The organism is Bacillus cereus group sp. Bce019 (assembly GCF_051781745.1).
In the GTDB taxonomy this organism is placed as follows: domain Bacteria; phylum Bacillota; class Bacilli; order Bacillales; family Bacillaceae_G; genus Bacillus_A; species Bacillus_A cereus.
Window position 1 is genome coordinate 144663 of the sequence record NZ_JBPWJX010000004.1, and the last position, 18367, is coordinate 163029.

Below are 18367 nucleotides of genomic sequence, written 5' to 3' on the forward strand. Positions count from 1 at the left end.
GGTGGATAAAAAGCAACTCATTACAGAGGTAAATGACTTATTAGAAACGTATTGTGAAGGCTGTTTTTTGCGAGAACATAATCGAAAGACAAATAGTAAATATTATGCCCATTCATTTTGTATAAGGCAATGTACAGTTGGAGAAACATTGAAAAAGTATGGGGACCAGTTGTCATGAAAAACATCCAGAGAAAATTCTCTGGATGTTTTTTAGTGTCTTGCTTCGTTTAGTTGATGCTCACATTTATTTAATTTCTTTTCCTCATTCATTAAAAATGGTTCATCTAAATCAGTTGCAACAGATTTCATAATTTCAAGCTGAGAGCGAGCTGCTTCTACAGCAGTAGTAGCATGCTCTAATGTATCTGGATCCATTGAAATTGTTGCTGATCCTACCATTTTTTGTGCTGTTTCTACACGGAATTTCACTTCTTCAAAATCATTTACTTCTGATCCCATTAATAATTCCTCCTTTGTATAGTGCGCATTTCACATAGTTTTTGCTCTGTAAAACGGAAATATACAAAGGAATAACAAAGGAGGTTACCAAGTAAGGTAACCTCCTGTTATATGTTGGATTAAAGTTTTACTACGTTAGCAGCTTGAGGTCCGCGGTTACCTTCAGTAATGTCGAAAGATACTTCTTGACCTTCTTCTAAAGCTTTGTAGCCGTCTCCTTGAATAGCAGAGAAATGTACGAATACATCGTCAGCGCCTTCCATTTCGATAAATCCAAAACCTTTTTCGTTGTTAAACCATTTTACTTTTCCTTGCATGTTACAATTCCTCCTAAAAGCGTTTACTATTTTCATTTAGTGAAATTCATTTTAAAAAAATAATATAAACTAAAAATGCTATATTCTTGAATATTCTGCTAAATGATTAATTTAAATATACACGAATTGGGAGAATTTAGTCAAGTAAGCGATTTTATTTTTTTGTATTTTTAAATAATTTTTTCAGTCAAATTTTTAAGTAGGTATAGGACAGGCCGAGTATGTAATATTCTTAATTGAATGCTATACATAATGAGGTGAAAGAATGAATAAGTCTTACTTATTAGATAATGAAGGAATGAGAACGAGAACCGACATACCGGATTGGGTTGCAAAAGAATTTGAGATTTTTTCAAGTGTCGTGTTAGAACCAACTTTTCCATGCTATTTCGGTTTAACAGCTTTGAAAAAGAATGAACTTCGTTATTCATTTCTTTCTCATAATGATTGGAGTCATTTGCCGCATACAATGTTATCTTTTTTAGAGTTAATGAAAGAGAGACCGATTGTAAGAAGAGGCTTTTTCCTTTTTGTAGAACCGGAATGTGAAGAACAATCACTCGAATATTACCGTGATTCCTTTTGGAAAGTGTTACAGTATTTACATGAAAACGATAATCAAGCATGGCCAAAGCAAATTCCTGAAGATCCAGACCATTATTTATGGGAATTTTCATTTGGTGGTGAGCCAATATTCGCATTTGGAAATGCGCCAGCTTATAAAAAACGAAAAACTAGACATTTAGGGAATTCACTCGTTATTGGGTTTCAGCCACGCACTATTTTTGATGGATTAGAGGGAGATCGTCCTAAAGGAGCATATTCAAGACAAATGGTCCGTGAGCGAGTTGAAAAGTGGGATCAATTGCCGAAACATCCTAACATTAGTCATTATGGTGACCCAGAGCATCGCGAATGGAAACAATATTTCATAGGAGACGATGTAGAGCTAATAAAAGGGAAATGTCCTTTTCTTCATAAGATAGAAAAGTAAGAGCCATCACCTAGATGGCTCTTTTGTATATTTTGGATAAAAAAGGGTATTTTATTATGAAAGCTAGTCTATTTTTTTAATTACATCATTAACTAGTAGTAAAGAGAGTAGAAAGGATAGAGCGATGTTTGGAGCAATTATACAGCAAATCGTATTAGGTATATCATTGGCTGCGCCAGTAGGTCCAATTAATATTGAAATGTTAAAACGAGGAATTGAACGTGGGTTTTGGCACGCTTGGGTTGTTGGAATTGGCGGAATGACTGCAGATGTTTTATTTATGCTTCTCATTTATTTCGGTTTATCTTCTGTGTTTATGTATACATATGTACAAGCCTTCATGTATTGCACGGGTTTTTTCTTGTTATTTTATTTAGGATTTCAAAGTGTAAAACAAGGAATTTTCCACTCGAATATGGAATATAAAAAAGAAGAGGTAGGTGGCCTTAAGCAATCGTTTATGGCAGGATTTTTAATTGCGATATCCAATCCATTAAATCTTGTTTTTTGGTTTGGTATATACGGAAGTACACTTAGCTCATTACTTACGAAGGTAACGAAACAAGAAGCTTTTTTATACAGTCTTTGCATTATTGCTGGTATTATTTTATGGAATTTAAATATTGCTTTTTCTGTACATTTTGGAAGAACTTTATTAAAACCAAAAGCGCTTAGCTACATAACAGCCGGAGCAGGTATTATTTTAGTATGTTATTCTATACATTTTGCATACAAAGCTTTACAGTTGTTCACATAAGATTGAAGGGGAGATTTTTATGTATCGAACCACTATTGAAGGAAAAGAAATTATAATTACGTTAGCGCCAAAAATCCGAAAAGAAATTACTGATAGAAATCCACTATATGAAACGGTATTTCATAATGCAGCAAGATTGTTACAAACAAAGCAACCGACGTTTGCAGTAAATCATGAAATATTTGGGCTCATTATTGGAGAAGTGCAAAGAGGAGAAGTAACAGTGTTTGCAGTGGAACATATTATTCCGAAGCAAAATATATTTGGACCAAACAATTTTTTCTCGACAATAGAACAGCAGGCAAATTTGTAAAGTGAATAGAATAAGAATAGAAAAGAAATAGTCGTAACGATATGTTGCGGCTGTTTTTTTTGAAAAGGGGGAAACAAGATGAAGAAAGTGGGGAAAGAGTTCTTTTTACAACATGATATCGTTATTATGTATAGTATTTTATTTGTTTTTATCATTATTTTAAAAATGCAATTTTTCACATGGATCGGTTTGTTATCATGTTTGTTTGGGATTATTTTTTATACGCTAAACGAATATATGACACACCGGTTTTTATTTCACTTAAAACCACCTAAAAACATATTTTTATTAAAGATGTTAAGAAGATTACATTATGACCATCACGTATATCCAGATGATTTAAAACTTTTATTTTTGCCTGTATGGTTTAGTATACCGAGCTTTACTATATATTTACTTATATCATATGCTATAACAAAAAGTGTTACTATTACACTTTCATTCGGAATTGGAATGATTAGTATGCTTCTCGTTTATGAATGGAAACATTATATTGCACATAAGCCAATTCGTCCCGTCACTAAGTTTGGAAGATGGCTAAAAAAACAGCACATATTACACCATTATAAAAATGAAAAGTTTTGGTTTGGTGTTTCAAATCCAGTATTCGATTTCATATTTGGAACGCTTAAAGATGGAAAAGACGTTGAGTTAAGCGAAACGGCTCGTAATTTAGAAAAGGAGAAAAAGACAAAAGTAGTGCGTTAAGCACTGCTTTTGTTTTAATGAGGAAAAAATAAGTAAGGTGTCACTTTATTTTGAAAAATTATATTAAAAACTTAGGGGAAAATGCCGAAAAATGTCTATCAAAAAATCTTTGCAGAAATGTATGGATTGTCTAAAATGAAAATAAGTTTCTGAATATTTATAAAATTTAGTCTTTAGGTATACAAGGGGGAAGTGTATTTCAAGTAAGAGAGGGGACCGGTTAATGAAACGAGACGATACGTCAGCACGTAAGTTGCAAAATGAGGTGAATTATACAGAGGTCGTTCAGTCGGAAGAATTTCAATTGTTATTAAATACGAAAAAGAAGTTTATCATTCCAATGAGTATTTTCTTTTTTAGTTTTTTTATCGCATTACCTATTCTAACATCGTATTCAAAGGTGCTTAATACACCTGCATTTGGAGACGTTACATGGGCGTGGGTATTTGCTTTTTCCCAATTTATCATGACATGGGCCCTATGTATGATTTATAGCAAAAAAGCAGAATCATTTGATGAAATCTCCCGAAAAATTCTGCAAGATATGCAAAAAGGGAGGGGCTGAACTTGAATACTACTGCGTTTGCACTATTTTTAATTATTGTTCTTGGTACGCTCGTCATAACCTATTTTGCATCGAAAAAAACGAAAAATGCGAGTGAATTTTATACGGCTGGAGGGGGATTAACTGGTTGGCAAAATGGTCTGGCCATTGCTGGAGATTACATGTCTGCTGCTTCATTTCTCGGTATAGCCGGAGCAATCGCATTAACTGGGTTTGATGGATTCTTTTATAGTATCGGTTTTTTAGTTGCTTATTTAGTTGTACTATATCTTGTTGCAGAACCACTTAGAAATTTAGGAAAGTACACTTTGGCGGATATGATTGCAGCACGCTTTGACGCGAAAAAAGTTCGCGGAGTTGCAGCTCTTAATACGATGACGATTTCTATCTTTTATATGATTGCACAATTAGTTGGCGCGGGTGCACTTATTAAGTTATTATTAGGGATTGAATATACGACATCTGTATTAATCGTTGGAACACTTATGACGGTGTATGTTATTTTTGGTGGTATGACAGCAACGAGCTGGGTACAAATTGTAAAGGCTGTATTACTTATGGCTGGTACGTTTATTATTTCTGTTATCGTTTTCGCAAAATTCAACTTCAGCGTGACTGAAATGTTCGCTCAAATGAAAACAGCTACCCCTTTAAAAGATTCATTTTTAAATCCAGGTGTAAAGTATAAGGATGGTCTTGATACACTGTCTTTAAATTTAGGACTAGTACTTGGTACAGCTGGATTACCACATATACTTGTCCGCTTTTTTACAGTACGTGATGCAAAAACTGCACGTCAATCTGTCGTATATGCGACGTGGTTAATTGGTGCATTTTATATTATGACGATTTTCTTAGGATTTGGTGCGGCAGCGTTTGTAGGAAATGAAGCGATTATTAAAGCGAACCCAGCTGGTAATATGGCGGCACCTTTATTAGCCAAAGCGTTAGGTGGAGACTTCTTATTTGCTTTCGTATCAGCAATTGCTTTTGCAACGATTTTGGCTGTAGTGGCAGGTCTTGTATTAACAGCAGCATCAGCATTCGCTCATGATTTTTATAATGAAATCATTCGCAGAGGGAAATCAACGGAAAAAGAGCAAGTATCTATGGCTCGTTATGCATCTATTGGAGTAGCGATACTATCTATCATACTTGCATTATTTGCCCAAACATTAAACGTAGCATTTTTAGTATCATTAGCATTTGCAGTTGCAGCGAGTGCAAATCTACCAGTGATTTTATTTACAATATATTGGAAGCGTTTTAATACAACGGGTGCTATTTCTGGTATGATTGTGGGTCTCGTATCAGCTATTGTTCTCGTAGCGTTGAGTCCGAATGTTTGGAATCCTGTAGCTGGAAAAGCTATTTTTGTTGGGGAAGCGATATTTCCATATACGACACCAGGAATTATTTCAATTCCGCTCGGATTTCTTGCAGCATATTTAGGAACTGTTTTATCTAGTAAGAAAGAAGATGCAGCGAAATTTGATGAAATTCTCGTAAAATCTAATACTGGTCACGGTATTAGTGATGTGTCTTCACATTAAATAAAAGAGGAGCTTTTCGATAGATAAGAAAAGCTCTTTTTTCTTTTGTCATTTTCTTGTAAATATTACTGATTTGTAAGTAGGATTTGTCTTAATTTTGTGGAATGAAAATAGCAGGGAGAAATTTAAGTCATCATGGCACCAGCGCAGCTTTTGTGAAAAATAAGTTGTTATGGAAGGTGGAAGTAATGATGAAAACGAAGCAAACTGATGAATTATTAGCAAAAGATGAGCAATATGTTTGGCACGGTATGCGTCCCTTTAGTCCAAATAGTACAATGGTAGGGGCAAAAGCTGAAGGGTGCTGGGTTGAAGATATACAAGGAAAAAGATATTTAGATGGTATGAGTGGCCTTTGGTGTGTCAATAGTGGATATGGAAGAAAGGAGCTCGCAGAAGCGGCTTATAAGCAATTACAAACATTATCATACTTTCCAATGTCACAATCCCATGAGCCAGCTATAAAGCTTGCTGAAAAGTTAAATGAGTGGCTTGGGGGAGAGTATGTTATTTTCTTCTCAAATAGTGGTTCAGAAGCGAACGAAACAGCTTTTAAAATAGCAAGGCAATACTATGCTCAAAAAGGTGAACCACATCGTTATAAATTTATGTCACGTTATCGTGGGTATCATGGGAATACAATGGCGACAATGGCAGCGACGGGACAAGCGCAGCGTAGATATCAATATGAACCGTTTGCTTCAGGTTTTTTACACGTAACACCACCGGATTGTTACCGTATGCCTGGGATTGAAGGGCAGCATATTTATGATGTAGAATGTGTGAAAGAAGTCGATCGTGTTATGACGTGGGAATTAAGTGAAACAATTGCCGCTTTTATTATGGAACCAATTATTACAGGCGGGGGCATATTAATGCCACCACAAGACTATATGAAAGCTGTTCATGAGACGTGTCAAAAACACGGTGCCTTGCTTATTAGTGATGAAGTAATTTGCGGTTTCGGGCGTACAGGAAAAGCATTTGGGTTTATGAATTATGATTTGAAGCCAGATATTATTACAATGGCAAAGGGCATTACGAGCGCATATTTACCATTATCTGCAACAGCTGTGAAAAAAGAAATATATGAGGCTTTTAAAGGTAAAGGAGAATATGAATTCTTCCGCCATATTAATACATTTGGTGGAAATCCAGCAGCTTGTGCATTAGCACTTAAAAACTTAGAGATTATGGAAAATGAAAATTTAATCGAGCGATCTGCGCAAATGGGTTCCCTTTTATTAGAGCAACTAAAAGATGAAATTGGGGAACATCCGCTTGTTGGGAATATTAGAGGAAAAGGTCTATTAGTTGGAATTGAATTAGTAAATGATAAAGAGACGAAAGAGCCAATTGATAACGACAAAATTGCAAGTGTTGTAAATGCTTGTAAAGAAAAGGGATTAATTATAGGACGCAATGGTATGACAACAGCAGGGTATAATAACGTCTTAACATTAGCACCGCCGCTTATTATTTCAAGTGAAGAAATTGCCTTTGTTGTTGGAACGTTGAAGACGGCGATGGAACGTATTTAATAAATAGAGAGAGGAGCGAGCTTTAATATAAGGCTCGCTTTTGTTTAGTAGGAGGGGACTTTTAATGGATAAATATGTTCCGAACAAACATTATCACATCGGATATTATGAAGACGGATATGATTTAGAAGTGACGGCGTACAAAAGAATAAATGAACCAGTTTGGGATGCTTATCTTCCGCACTATGAGGCAGACGATTTTTATAAGAAAGTGGAGGAAATGAAACTGGGTGAATATATAGATGATTATGGTATTAAGGTGTATTCATTTAGTAATGATATCAATGATGAAGAAGCACGAACTATTTTTGAAAAATGGTTAAAAAAGAACGAGATTGTTTAAAGATAAAACAAAAAGGAGATTGCTATCTTATAAAATAGCAATCTCCTTTTATTATAGTAAACTTATTTACTTGCTTTCATTGCTTTATCTTTTGCACCAAAAGTGTATTTTAACATTGGTGGTGTAATCATTGTAGTTAAAATAACGACAATAACAATTGCTGTAAAGTAATCTTGTGCCAATAGACCTGAAGAAAGTCCTGTTCCTGCGATGATAAGTGCAACTTCACCACGAGAAACCATTCCAGCACCGATAATTGCAGAAGACTTAGCGTCAAATCCAGTCATTCGTGCACCGAATCCACAGCCGATTAATTTCGTTAATACAGCGATAACAGTTAATGCTAAGATGAACCAAATTTGATTACCGATACCGTCAAATGTAATATTCATACCGATACTAACGAAGAATACTGGAACGAACATAGCGTAAGCAATTGGTTCTACTTTCTTTTCTACTTCATGTTTGTAGTTTGTTTGAGAAATTGCAATACCAGCAGCGAAAGCACCGATAATACCAGCAATTCCTAATAATTCGCCGAAATATGCGAATGAGAAACAGATGATAAGAGCCGCGCTCACGATAGACTCAGATACGCGTAGTGGTGATAACCAGCGCATAATCGCAGGAACACCTTTCCATCCGATTAAAATAATAGAAGCGAAGAATACAACTTTCTTCAAGATAACCATTGTTAAGTTAACATCATCTGTGCCTAAGAAGCTCATTGCAAATGCTAATAAAATAACAACAAGAATGTCATCAAATACAGCGGCTCCAAGCATCGTCGTACTTTCACGTGTTTTCATTTTACCTAAATCACGAAGTGTTTGTACGGAAATACTAACACTTGTCGCACATAGAAGTAATCCTAAGAATACAGCGTTTCCTTGTTCCATTCCCATCACAAGACCGGAAACGTAACCACCTACGAATGGAAGAATGATACCTCCGAGTGCAACTGCTAAAGAAGAATTACGATTTGCGTTTAATTCTTCTAAGTCTGTTTCAAGTCCAGCCATAAACATTAAAAGAATAACCCCGACATTACTTAATTGAGTTAGAAGCTCTGAATTTTCAATCCAACCTAATACAGCTGGACCGATAACGATACCGACAATTAATTTACCTAGTACAGAAGGTTGACCTAATCTAACACTAAGATCACCAGCAAGCTTTGTACTTAATAAAATAAGTGCAATTTGAAAGAAAAATTCGAATTCCATCTGATCCTCTCCTCGTCATTTTTAATTTTATCATACGATTTCTCGGAATTTGCCTAATGAAAATATGTAAAACCCATTAAACAAAAGGGTCTGATTACAAGTTCTTTTGAACTCGTAATTTGAACCTGTAATTAATATATAATAGATTTTATAAAAAATCAATGAAAAAATGGGAGCTTTTTGAGGAAGAAGCTGTCTTATTGGGATATAGGTGTAAGAGTAGTGTGTGAATTTTATATGTATAAAATAGTATGAAGTCCTTTTCTATTACAAATAATAAAGTCTACATACTATTTTACGAACTATAACTGTGAAAGGGAGGATTTATAATTTGAAGGCATTAAAAAATAACTTGTCTATTGTTGCTTTAGGTGGAGTAAATGAAATAGGAAAAAATATGTATGCTATCCAATATGAAAATGATATTGTCGTCATTGATTGTGGATCTAAATTTCCAGATGAAAGTTTATTAGGGATTGATTTAATAATTCCAGACGTCACATATTTGCAAGAAAATAAAGAAAAAATTCGCGGTTTAATAGTAACACACGGGCATGAGGACCATATTGGTGGAATACCATATTTTTTAAAACAACTAAATGTACCAATCTATGCAACAAAGTTAACGTTAGGTTTAATTGAAATTAAATTAAAGGAACACAATCTTCAAAATGATACGGAATTAATCGTTATTCATTCAGAATCAGAAATTGATTGTGGTTCTATTAAGGCAACTTTTTTTAAAACGAACCACAGTATTCCGGATTGTCTCGGTATTGTTTTTCATACACCAGAAGGTACTGTAGTACATACAGGTGATTTTAAATTTGATTTAACACCAGTAAATAATCAACATCCTGATATTCATAAAATGGCTAAAATAGGAAGTGAAGGTGTACTAGCTTTATTATCTGAAAGCACAAATGCAGAACGCCCAGGTTTTACTCCATCAGAAAGGTCAGTAGGAGAACGGATAGAGGAAATATTTATGAAAGCAAATAGAAAAGTAATTATTTCTACGTTTGCTTCTAATGTGAATCGTGTTCAGCAAATAGTTGAAGCATGTATAAAAACAAATCGAAAACTAGCTTTGCTAGGGAGAAGTATGGTAAATGTAGTAGAGGTTGCTCTAGAGAAAGGTTATTTACATATTCCAGAAGGTATGTTGATTGAAGCAAATGAGGTAAATCGTTTAGATCCAAAGCAGGTTGCAATACTTTGTACAGGAAGTCAAGGAGAACCAATGGCAGCTTTAGCGCGTTTAGCTAGTGGAAACTATAGACAAGTGGATATTTTACCAGAAGATACGGTTATTATAGCCGCGACCCCTATCCCAGGAAATGAACGTAACGTTTCTCGAATTATCGATAATTTATTTGCATTAGGAGCAAAGGTGATTTACGGATCAGGTAGTTCTACTGGAGTGCATGTATCCGGTCATGCATATCAAGAAGAGTTGAAGTTAATGCTTACATTAATGAAGCCAAAATATTTTATTCCAATTCATGGAGAGTTTAGAATGCTACACCACCATAGTTTGTTAGCAGAATCAATTGGTATTGAAAAGGAAAATATCTTTATTGTACGTAATGGAGATGTTGTAGATATAAGTAATGAAGTGGCAATTCAATCTAGAAGAATACAGGCAGGAAATATATATGTAGATGGATTAGGAATTGGAGATGTTGGAAATGCATTATTACGTGATCGTAAACAACTTTCAGAAGATGGAATGCTCGTTATAGTTATTACTTTTAATAAAGTGGATGGAGAAATAATTTCAGGTCCAGATATTATTTCTCGTGGATTTGTCTATGTCCGTGATTCAGAAGAATTTCTAAGAGAATTAAATAAATTAGCTGTTATTACGATTAATAATTTAAAGAAAGAGAATGTGAATAGCTGGGGTATTTTGAAAAGGGAGGTAAGAGAAGCATTAGGGAAGTATATATATACAAATACAAAACGAAAGCCGATGATTCTTCCTATAATAATAGAGGTTTAATAGTAAAAAAGAATTCTCGTATGGGAATTCTTTTTTGTTTTGAAGAGAAAATGAACATATAATGAAATAAATAGAAATGGAAGGAAATAAAAGATGTTATTAAATAAACGTTTTACAATTGGAGAAATGGCGAAAATGCATAATATCGCAGAATCTACATTAAGGTATTATGATGAAAAAGGAATTTTTCATCCGTCCATTGTGGATCCTCAAACGAATTATCGTTATTATACAATCGATCAATTTTCACTTTTAGATACGATTAAATTTTTACGCCAGTTAAATATTCCGTTAAAGGAAATTAAGAAATATATTGATGAAAGAAATCCAGCATACGCACTCAATTTACTGGAAAAACAACAAGAGATGATGCTGAAGAAACAAAGAGAAATTGAGTATGCTTTGGCGAAAATGGAGCATAGAATTCATTTAATTAAGAAAGCAACAAAAGCAAAAGCTGAACAAATGGTAATTAAAGAGATTCCGCCGCGAAAAATTACAGCAATTGCGGTTGCTCCAAATACGACGGATGATATGTTTGAGTACTACATCCATTCGTTACAAAAAAATATGAGGCAAATGGATGATAGTTTATTTTCTGGAGATATTGGTGTAACTGTTGCGAAAAAAGGATTAATGCAAAATGAGTTTCAAGCATATAGCAGTGTATTTATTCTTTTGGATTATATGCCGTATGAAGTGCATACTTCAGATGAAATTAAAGAAGGTTTATATGCTTGCTCTTATCATCATGGACCGTATGAAGAAACAGATGCAACGTACAAGGAGTTACTTACATACATTGATAAAGCAGGTTACGAAGTACATGGAGATTCGATTGAGATTGGATTGATTGATTGGTCTGTAACAGAAAATCCAGAGGAGCAAGTAACAGAAATTCAAATTCCTGTAGTGAAAAAATAAGATGAAAACCTTTGAATTGATTACAAATTTACATTCATTAGTATAAGTCAGTTACCTGTTTTTTAATTCTCTCTTGACCTTCAAGTTACTTGAAGGTTTAAACTAAGAAAAGAGAGTTGAAAAAAAGGAGCATATTAGAGTATGGAAGCAACAGAAAAATTAAGAGAAAAACCGATAAAAAGCTTATTTATTTCTTATTTAATACCAGCCGTTCTTGGAATGGTATTAATGTCAGTGAATATTGTAATTGATGCGGTCATGATTAGTAGAGGAGTTGGGGCGAACGGTTTAGCAGGAGTGAACGTGGCTATTCCAGCATTTTCGATTTTCTTCTCTATTTCATTATGGATCGGAATGGGTGGGGCAACATTATACTCCATTGCATTAGGTGAAAATAAACGAGAGAGAGCAAGGTCTATTTTTACTCAATCCATGACGGTAGCAGTTGTTATCGTAGGTGTTTTAGCGGCTATTTGCTTATGGAGAATAGAAGATTTAGCATACTTATTTGGTGCAAATGAAGTAATTCTACCATATGCGTTAGACTATTTACACGTATTATTAACATTTGGAATGATATACGTTTTAGAAAATATTTTAAGTACATTCATACGAAATGATGGAAATCCTAATTTAGCAATGGCTGGTCTTGTTGTAACAGCTGTATTAAATATAGTGTTTGACTATATCTTTATTTTTATCTTTGGATGGGGCGTAACAGGTGCTGCTTCAGCGACTATTCTTTCGGCAGCGATTGGTTTCCTTGTATTATTAACTCATTTCTTTAGAAAAAGTAGTATTTTAAAGTGGACGAAATTCCATTTTGAATGGGATACTGTCAAACAAATTATGGTGATTGGTTTCCCAAGTTTTACAGCAGAAAGTACGGTTGCAATCGTAACGATTGGTTTTAATATCGCATTCGTTCAATATGCAGGAGAAGTAGGAGTAGCTTCCTATGCGATGGTGAATAGTATTCATGCAATGACATTACTATTATTCTTTGGTGTTGGAGCAGCATTACAGCCAATTGCTAGTTTCCATTATGGGGCAAATTTATCAGAGAGACTTCGTGAAGGATTGAAGTTTGCTGTGAAAATTGCAGTTGTCCTCGGAGGCATTGCGATAATTGTCGGATTATTCTTCGGGAAATATATCATTGGTTTATTTGATGTCCAATCTCCAGAATTATTGGAGTTAACCTTAACAGGTATTAGCTTATTCTTTATCCAATACGTATTTTTAGGTTATAACATTGTGTATGGAGAGTACTTCCAATCAGTGCGACAAACGAAGAAATCAGTACTTATTATAATGAGCAGAGGATTACTATTTATTATTCCATTGTTATGGATTATGCCGAAATTATTTGGGATAAACGGAATTTGGCTCGTTATGCCAGTTGCAGAAGTAATGACAGCGATTATCGTATTTACGATGAATCGTATGAAACATCCTGTTCCATTAAATATGGCAGGAGAGAAAGAAGCGATATGATGAAGAAAATCCCCTTAAGCAATTAAGGGGATTTTTTTATTCCTTTAAACTAATCGCAAAAGATCCATCCGTTTCTTGAACAGAAGCAAAGGCAACGTTTTTAATATTTGTAATTCCTTTTTCCTTTAATTCTTTATATAACCATTTTTCATCTTTATGTATTAACTTTAAGTTATCATATTGAATTTGTGAATCGACGATAAGTGCAATTGGTAATCCAGCATACTTAACTTCTATGTTTAAATCTTTTGGAGTTAATGGTACAAGTTCTCTTTTTGGTAAAATACTAATAGCGCCGTTCGCTTCTAAAATAGCGTATTCAATTTCATGAACACTTGGATATCCTGCAACGCGAAGATTAGAAAGCAGTTCTGCAATGGGGTATCTACTTTTTTGTAAGTTCTCAAAAATAATATCACCATGTTTAATTAAAATGATAGGGTGTCCGAGAATAAAACGATTTAGTTTGTTGAATAGGCTTAATTTTGTAAGGAGTAAATGTAAACATGTGATAATAACCATACCGAGAAATGCTTGTAAAGCACCAGAGACGGGTATGGCTTGGAAAGCTAAATAAGATAAAAAGATTATAGCCCCAAAATCATGAGGAGTTAGTTGTGCTAACGCGGATTTACCGAGTAACTTAAGCGATAGTAAAAATAAGATAAAAAAGAACGACACGTTACATAAAAAGAGAAGCAATAGAGACACTCCTTCGTGTAAAGTTGTACTTACTATTCCCGAAAGTAATATAAATATTACTTTCTAGAGGATAAATTAGGTTGAATTGGAATTTGTCTGTATACAAACAAATAAATGGATATTATCATGAAAGAAGCAAAGAACATAGGAGTATATGGATATGAAAAAGAAAAAAATAATTAAGTATATGATAGGAATTATAATGGTTTGCGCCGTTTATGTGGGATTTTTACAATATAACATTTATAAGCATGGGCAAATGAATGCGACCTATGAAGCTGATTATATAATTGTATTGGGCTCGAAAGTAAACGGAACGAAACCATCGTACTCATTGCAATATCGTATTGATAAAGCAGCTGAGTATTTGAAATCACATGAGAAAGCAATCGCTATTGTATCTGGAGGGAAAGGAAAAGGGGAAGATATTTCAGAAGCATTAGCAATGAAAAATGAATTAATGAAATTAAAAATTGCAGAAGACCGCATTATAATGGAAGATAAGTCAACGAGTACTGATGAAAATATTAAATTCTCAAAACCTTTAATTCCGGACAATATGAAAAAAGGAATGATCGTAACAAACGATTTCCACATGTTTAGAGCGAAAAAAATAGCAGCTAAGCAAGGGTTACAATTAGAAGGTCTTCCGGCCGAAACACCAAAGCGAATTGTCATTCCATCGAATATACGTGAGTATTTAGCCATTACGCAATATTGGTTTATGAATCGAATATAGAGAAAAAAATCCCGTCTGAAAGTCCAGGTGGGATTTTTTGAGGAAAATCTTACAAACATGTCATCTTAATGAAAGGTAAAGCGATAGTTTCTAGAATGGATTCCTGACATAATGAAGATAACAAAAACTATTTAGAGGTGAGTCGGATGAAAGGAAATAATATACTATCTTCACTATGTTACTTTAGTATCTTTTTTGCACCATTTTTACTACCAATTATCGTGTACTTCGTTGCGGAAGATGAAGTGAAATACCACGCGAAAAAAGCATTTTGGTCACATGTTTTCCCGTACGCAATTTTATTCGGAGGATTAGCGATATCAGGAATATTCGGTTTAGGATTCAATCAATCTGACGGTGCTGGAATTGGAATGATGATCACATATGCAGTGTTCATTCTTGTAGGAATTTACTACTTCATTTGGAATATCGTAAAAGGTATTAAAGTTTTGAAAACGGCGTAATAAGATAAGTATAATTTCATTTACCGTATCGATAAACGTTTTAAAAAAGAGCAGTTCAAAAAGAATTGCTCTTTTTGTGCTTATAAGTTGTGAAAATTGAAAAAGATATGTTAATTTTTCATTATGAAGAGAAAAAAGGAGTGATTTTCATGAATGAGATCATACATAAGATGGAGCAACATGTTTCAGTTCGTAAATATAAAGAAGAATCAATTCCGAAAGATGTAGTAGAAAAGATGGTGCACGCTGCGCAACATGCAGCTTCATCACATTTTGTACAGGCGTATTCTGTTATATATGTAACAGATCAGGAATTAAAGGCTAAACTAGCAGAGCTATCCGGAAATCGTCATGTGAAGGACTGTGCAGCATTTTTTGTTTGTTGTGCAGATTTAAAACGACTTGAAATTGCATGTGAAAAACATAGTACAGAGATAAAGCATGAGGGAGTAGAAGACTTTATCGTTGCGACGGTAGATGCTTCGCTTTTTGCGCAAAACTTAGCACTAGCAGCAGAATCGTTAGGATACGGTATTTGTTATATTGGTGGTATTCGTAATAATCCGAGAGAAGTGAGTGAACTGCTTCATTTACCTGATAAAGTATATCCTGTATTCGGAATGACAGTCGGCGTACCAGATGAAGATCATGGAGTGAAACCACGTTTACCAGTAGCAGCAATCCTTCATGAAAATGGATATGATGAAAAGAAATATGATGAATTATTAAATGAATATGATGAAACGATGAGCGCGTATTATAAAGAAAGATCATCAAACAAGAAAAACGTAACATGGACGGAATCAATGAGTTCGTTTATGTCTAAAGAAAAAAGAATGCATATGAAAGAGTTCTTAAGTGAAAAAGGATTAAATAAGAAGTGAGTAAAGAGGCAAACCTGTGATGCGGGTTTGCCTTTTTGGGAAGGAGAAATACCTAAGGCCAGAAAGTTGTTTATTCTTTCTGAACTTAGGTATTTTGTTTGTTATCATATACATAGAAATAAAAATTAATAATTTTTTACAAAAGTGATAGAAAATGAGAATGAAATGCCGATAGTAAGTAAAAGCAGCTGCTAAAGGGGAACTGAGGAAGGAAGAGGCTTATGATTTTCAATTCTGAAGAGGATTTAATTATAGCTATGAAAAAACATGATCAAGATGCTTTGAAAGAAGTGATTGATCAATATGGAAAATTAATTTTGTACATTATTCATAAATCATTAAGTACCCCTATTGAAAAACAATATGTGGATGATTGTTATAACGATGTATTTACTGTCATTTGGTTTAATATCGACCAATTTGATACAGAAAAGGGAAACTTAAAATCTTGGATGATTGGTATTACTAAATTGAAGGCATTGGAATATAAAAAGAAAGTATATAAAGAGAATACAATCGATAAAGACGTAGAAATAGATACAGGTGTACATGATAGGTATGAAATAGAACAAGAAGAAGAGATTATGGAAATAGTTCAAGATTTAAATAAGAAAGATCGATATATTTTTTTAAAGAGGTATATTGATGGATATTCCATTGACGATATTGCGAAAGAATTAAAAGTAACGGCGGATTATATATACAATCGAATTTCTCGTGGGAAGAGGAAACTTCAAAAACTGTGGAAAGGGAGTGTGTAATATGGATAAAAGATTATTATCGATGTTAAATGAGCTCCAATATTCAGAGGAAGAAATTACACGTTTAGAGAAAGAAGCAAATGAGTCCATCAATATAGATAAGTATTATGTGAAAAACGGGGAGTTATTGAAGAAATTAACGATGCAAATGTTGGAAGAATTAGTTCGTAAAGAGTTACAAGAAGGAGAAAAAATCGAATGTGAAATATTAGTAGAAGAGGGGAGTCTTGTAAATTCTAAAGTTATACCGAATATATTCACGACAGGTGCTACTTTTTATTATTACATTGTTTTAACGAATACAAGATTACGAATTAAATCGTTAGATTGTTATTTCAAAAAAATAAATGAGTACAATGTGCTAATTAGCTCAATTCAAGCAGTTTCGAGACATAAAAAAATGAAGAATGTATATGGAATTACTATAGATAATAACTATATACAATTAGGAAGTACCGAGCATGAACAAGAATTAAAAAACGTAATTGAGAAGCTAAAACAACGTGGAGTGAAAGAAGAGAGATATAAAGATATTGAAAAAAGTTGGCTGATTTTTTTCAATATGTTTGTAATAGCGATAGGTGGGCTTCTAGTTTTAAAATATTTAATTTGAAAATAAAAAGCGGCATAATAGCCGCTTTTTATCGTTATCATGTTTAAAAATATAACGATACTTCATTTGAAACCTATCTGTTATGGCACAAACTAAAGCACCTTTTATAACAAATGCAAACTTTCAATAAGAAGATATATACCTGTGCAGCTCAAAAGAATATACGTAAATATTTTAAAAATTCGTTGATTAAGCCATTTGAAAATAATTTGACCTATAAACAAACCTAAAAATACAATTGGAATGGCATAAAGACTTGATTCCCAAATGGTTTTGTTTGTGCCAGTAAAGAGTATTTGGGTTACTAGACTAATGAAATATATAAACAAATAAAAAGCTAATGTAGTTGCTCTTAACTTCTCTTTTTCAGTATCAGTTCCTGTAAAATAAAGTAACAGGGGTGGGCCGGGCATACCGATACTTGTCGTTAAAAGACCAGATAATCCACCAACTATGAAATCTCTAGATTGTGTTGATCTAATCTTAACGTTGCATATTAGCAATAATGTTAATAGTAAGAGTAGGATGCTAACTGCTAATTTAAAAGTGTTTATGTTAACGGAAATGAAAATTAAAATGCCAAAAGGAACACCAACTATACTTCCAAAAATAAACCTTTTCAGTAGAACAAAATCAACGTCCATTCTTATTTTCCAAATGAGTGAAATGGAAATAATTAAAGATAAAATAATGTTTATTTGTATAGCTTCTTGTGGTAGAAATAACATAAGTAAGAAAGGGGTTGCCATTATGGAAAAGCCAAAACCTGTACTTGCTTGCAGAATAGAAGCCACTAATATAATACATACGAAAATGAATGTGATACCCAAAACAGCCCTCCTATTTAATCAAGTTTAACTAGTTAAAGTCTATTATTTAAGTGCAATATTTCACAAACTCATTTGTATTTTAACATAAATATCTAGTTTTTTCTCAAATAGTATTGCCATATAAGGCTCTTTAACTAAAAAATCCGACTTACATTTTGAAACAATTTTATTA

Annotated in this window: 22 protein-coding genes; 17 read left to right on the plus strand and 5 right to left on the minus strand. The window is 33.6% G+C overall.

What is annotated here, in order from left to right:
- Position 1 precedes the first annotated feature (1 nt).
- Positions 2-178 (plus strand): zinc-finger domain-containing protein, encoded by a 177-nt coding sequence (locus ACS2QP_RS08995; RefSeq protein WP_002023738.1) that lies wholly within the window; start codon positions 2-4, stop codon positions 176-178.
- 32 nt (positions 179-210) lie between these two features.
- Here ACS2QP_RS08995 and ACS2QP_RS09000 read toward each other — a convergent pair whose 3' ends face one another.
- Together ACS2QP_RS09000 and cspB are read right to left on the minus strand one after the other, a co-directional pair.
- Complete coding sequence (locus ACS2QP_RS09000; RefSeq protein ID WP_000534392.1) at positions 211-459, minus strand: DUF2564 family protein; 249 nt, start codon at positions 457-459, stop codon at positions 211-213.
- Between the two features lie 119 nt (positions 460-578).
- Entirely contained in the window at positions 579-776 is a 198-nt protein-coding gene (cspB, locus tag ACS2QP_RS09005; RefSeq protein ID WP_001161731.1) for a cold shock-like protein CspB, read from the minus strand.
- 265 nt (positions 777-1041) lie between these two features.
- On the opposite strand from cspB, the gene ACS2QP_RS09010 reads away from it, so the two are divergent.
- From ACS2QP_RS09010 to ACS2QP_RS09045, 8 genes are all read left to right on the plus strand, one after another.
- Entirely contained in the window at positions 1042-1770 is a 729-nt protein-coding gene (locus tag ACS2QP_RS09010) for a YqcI/YcgG family protein (RefSeq protein WP_001043771.1), read from the plus strand.
- 124 nt (positions 1771-1894) lie between these two features.
- Positions 1895-2527 carry a LysE family transporter gene (locus ACS2QP_RS09015; RefSeq protein WP_017672988.1) on the plus strand — a complete coding sequence of 211 codons (633 nt, stop codon included), beginning with the start codon at positions 1895-1897 and terminating at the stop codon, positions 2525-2527.
- Positions 2528-2546: 19 nt separating this feature from the next.
- Entirely contained in the window at positions 2547-2840 is a 294-nt protein-coding gene (locus ACS2QP_RS09020; RefSeq protein ID WP_000286383.1) for a hypothetical protein, read from the plus strand.
- 78 nt (positions 2841-2918) lie between these two features.
- Entirely contained in the window at positions 2919-3548 is a 630-nt protein-coding gene (locus ACS2QP_RS09025; protein WP_017672987.1) for a sterol desaturase family protein, read from the plus strand.
- Positions 3549-3771: 223 nt separating this feature from the next.
- Positions 3772-4113, plus strand: a complete 342-nt coding sequence (locus ACS2QP_RS09030; protein WP_000817366.1) for a DUF485 domain-containing protein — start codon at positions 3772-3774, stop codon at positions 4111-4113.
- Positions 4114-4115: 2 nt separating this feature from the next.
- Complete coding sequence (locus ACS2QP_RS09035; protein WP_001098243.1) at positions 4116-5666, plus strand: solute symporter family protein; 1551 nt, start codon at positions 4116-4118, stop codon at positions 5664-5666.
- Positions 5667-5857: 191 nt separating this feature from the next.
- On the plus strand, positions 5858-7207 hold the full coding sequence (locus ACS2QP_RS09040; protein ID WP_410988314.1) for an aspartate aminotransferase family protein: 1350 nt from the start codon (positions 5858-5860) through the stop codon (positions 7205-7207).
- A gap of 64 nt (positions 7208-7271) precedes the next feature.
- On the plus strand, positions 7272-7550 hold the full coding sequence (locus ACS2QP_RS09045; RefSeq protein ID WP_438882343.1) for a DUF3986 family protein: 279 nt from the start codon (positions 7272-7274) through the stop codon (positions 7548-7550).
- Between the two features lie 62 nt (positions 7551-7612).
- Here ACS2QP_RS09045 and ACS2QP_RS09050 read toward each other — a convergent pair whose 3' ends face one another.
- The gene (locus tag ACS2QP_RS09050; protein ID WP_000393901.1) at positions 7613-8776 is read right to left on the minus strand and encodes a cation:proton antiporter; all 1164 of its coding nucleotides are present in this window, start codon (positions 8774-8776) and stop codon (positions 7613-7615) included.
- Positions 8777-9107: 331 nt separating this feature from the next.
- Between ACS2QP_RS09050 and ACS2QP_RS09055 the strand changes: the two genes are divergently transcribed.
- The 3 genes from ACS2QP_RS09055 to ACS2QP_RS09065 all read left to right on the plus strand — a co-directional run bounded on the left by ACS2QP_RS09055 (position 9108) and on the right by ACS2QP_RS09065 (position 13202).
- On the plus strand, positions 9108-10781 hold the full coding sequence (locus tag ACS2QP_RS09055; protein WP_000645618.1) for a ribonuclease J: 1674 nt from the start codon (positions 9108-9110) through the stop codon (positions 10779-10781).
- A gap of 93 nt (positions 10782-10874) precedes the next feature.
- A complete protein-coding gene (locus ACS2QP_RS09060) occupies positions 10875-11705 on the plus strand; it encodes a MerR family transcriptional regulator (RefSeq protein ID WP_000925931.1) in 831 nt (276 codons plus the stop codon).
- Between the two features lie 141 nt (positions 11706-11846).
- On the plus strand, positions 11847-13202 hold the full coding sequence (locus ACS2QP_RS09065; RefSeq protein ID WP_000388399.1) for an MATE family efflux transporter: 1356 nt from the start codon (positions 11847-11849) through the stop codon (positions 13200-13202).
- A 36-nt stretch (positions 13203-13238) separates the two neighbouring features.
- Here ACS2QP_RS09065 and ACS2QP_RS09070 read toward each other — a convergent pair whose 3' ends face one another.
- A complete protein-coding gene (locus ACS2QP_RS09070; protein ID WP_025709222.1) occupies positions 13239-13904 on the minus strand; it encodes a DUF421 domain-containing protein in 666 nt (221 codons plus the stop codon).
- A 160-nt stretch (positions 13905-14064) separates the two neighbouring features.
- On the opposite strand from ACS2QP_RS09070, the gene ACS2QP_RS09075 reads away from it, so the two are divergent.
- The 5 genes from ACS2QP_RS09075 to ACS2QP_RS09095 all read left to right on the plus strand — a co-directional run bounded on the left by ACS2QP_RS09075 (position 14065) and on the right by ACS2QP_RS09095 (position 17365).
- Positions 14065-14643 carry a YdcF family protein gene (locus ACS2QP_RS09075; RefSeq protein ID WP_000727396.1) on the plus strand — a complete coding sequence of 193 codons (579 nt, stop codon included), beginning with the start codon at positions 14065-14067 and terminating at the stop codon, positions 14641-14643.
- Between the two features lie 146 nt (positions 14644-14789).
- A complete protein-coding gene (locus tag ACS2QP_RS09080) occupies positions 14790-15107 on the plus strand; it encodes a DUF4870 domain-containing protein (protein ID WP_438882344.1) in 318 nt (105 codons plus the stop codon).
- Between the two features lie 149 nt (positions 15108-15256).
- A complete protein-coding gene (gene nfsA / locus ACS2QP_RS09085) occupies positions 15257-15991 on the plus strand; it encodes an oxygen-insensitive NADPH nitroreductase (protein WP_061456995.1) in 735 nt (244 codons plus the stop codon).
- Between the two features lie 221 nt (positions 15992-16212).
- On the plus strand, positions 16213-16752 hold the full coding sequence (locus ACS2QP_RS09090; protein WP_017672982.1) for a sigma-70 family RNA polymerase sigma factor: 540 nt from the start codon (positions 16213-16215) through the stop codon (positions 16750-16752).
- A gap of 1 nt (position 16753) precedes the next feature.
- Positions 16754-17365 (plus strand): flagellar motor switch protein FliG, encoded by a 612-nt coding sequence (locus ACS2QP_RS09095; protein WP_103622780.1) that lies wholly within the window; start codon positions 16754-16756, stop codon positions 17363-17365.
- A 104-nt stretch (positions 17366-17469) separates the two neighbouring features.
- On the opposite strand, the gene ACS2QP_RS09100 is transcribed toward ACS2QP_RS09095, so the two are convergent.
- Complete coding sequence (locus tag ACS2QP_RS09100) at positions 17470-18195, minus strand: sulfite exporter TauE/SafE family protein (protein WP_017672981.1); 726 nt, start codon at positions 18193-18195, stop codon at positions 17470-17472.
- Between the last annotated feature and the right edge of the window lie 172 nt (positions 18196-18367).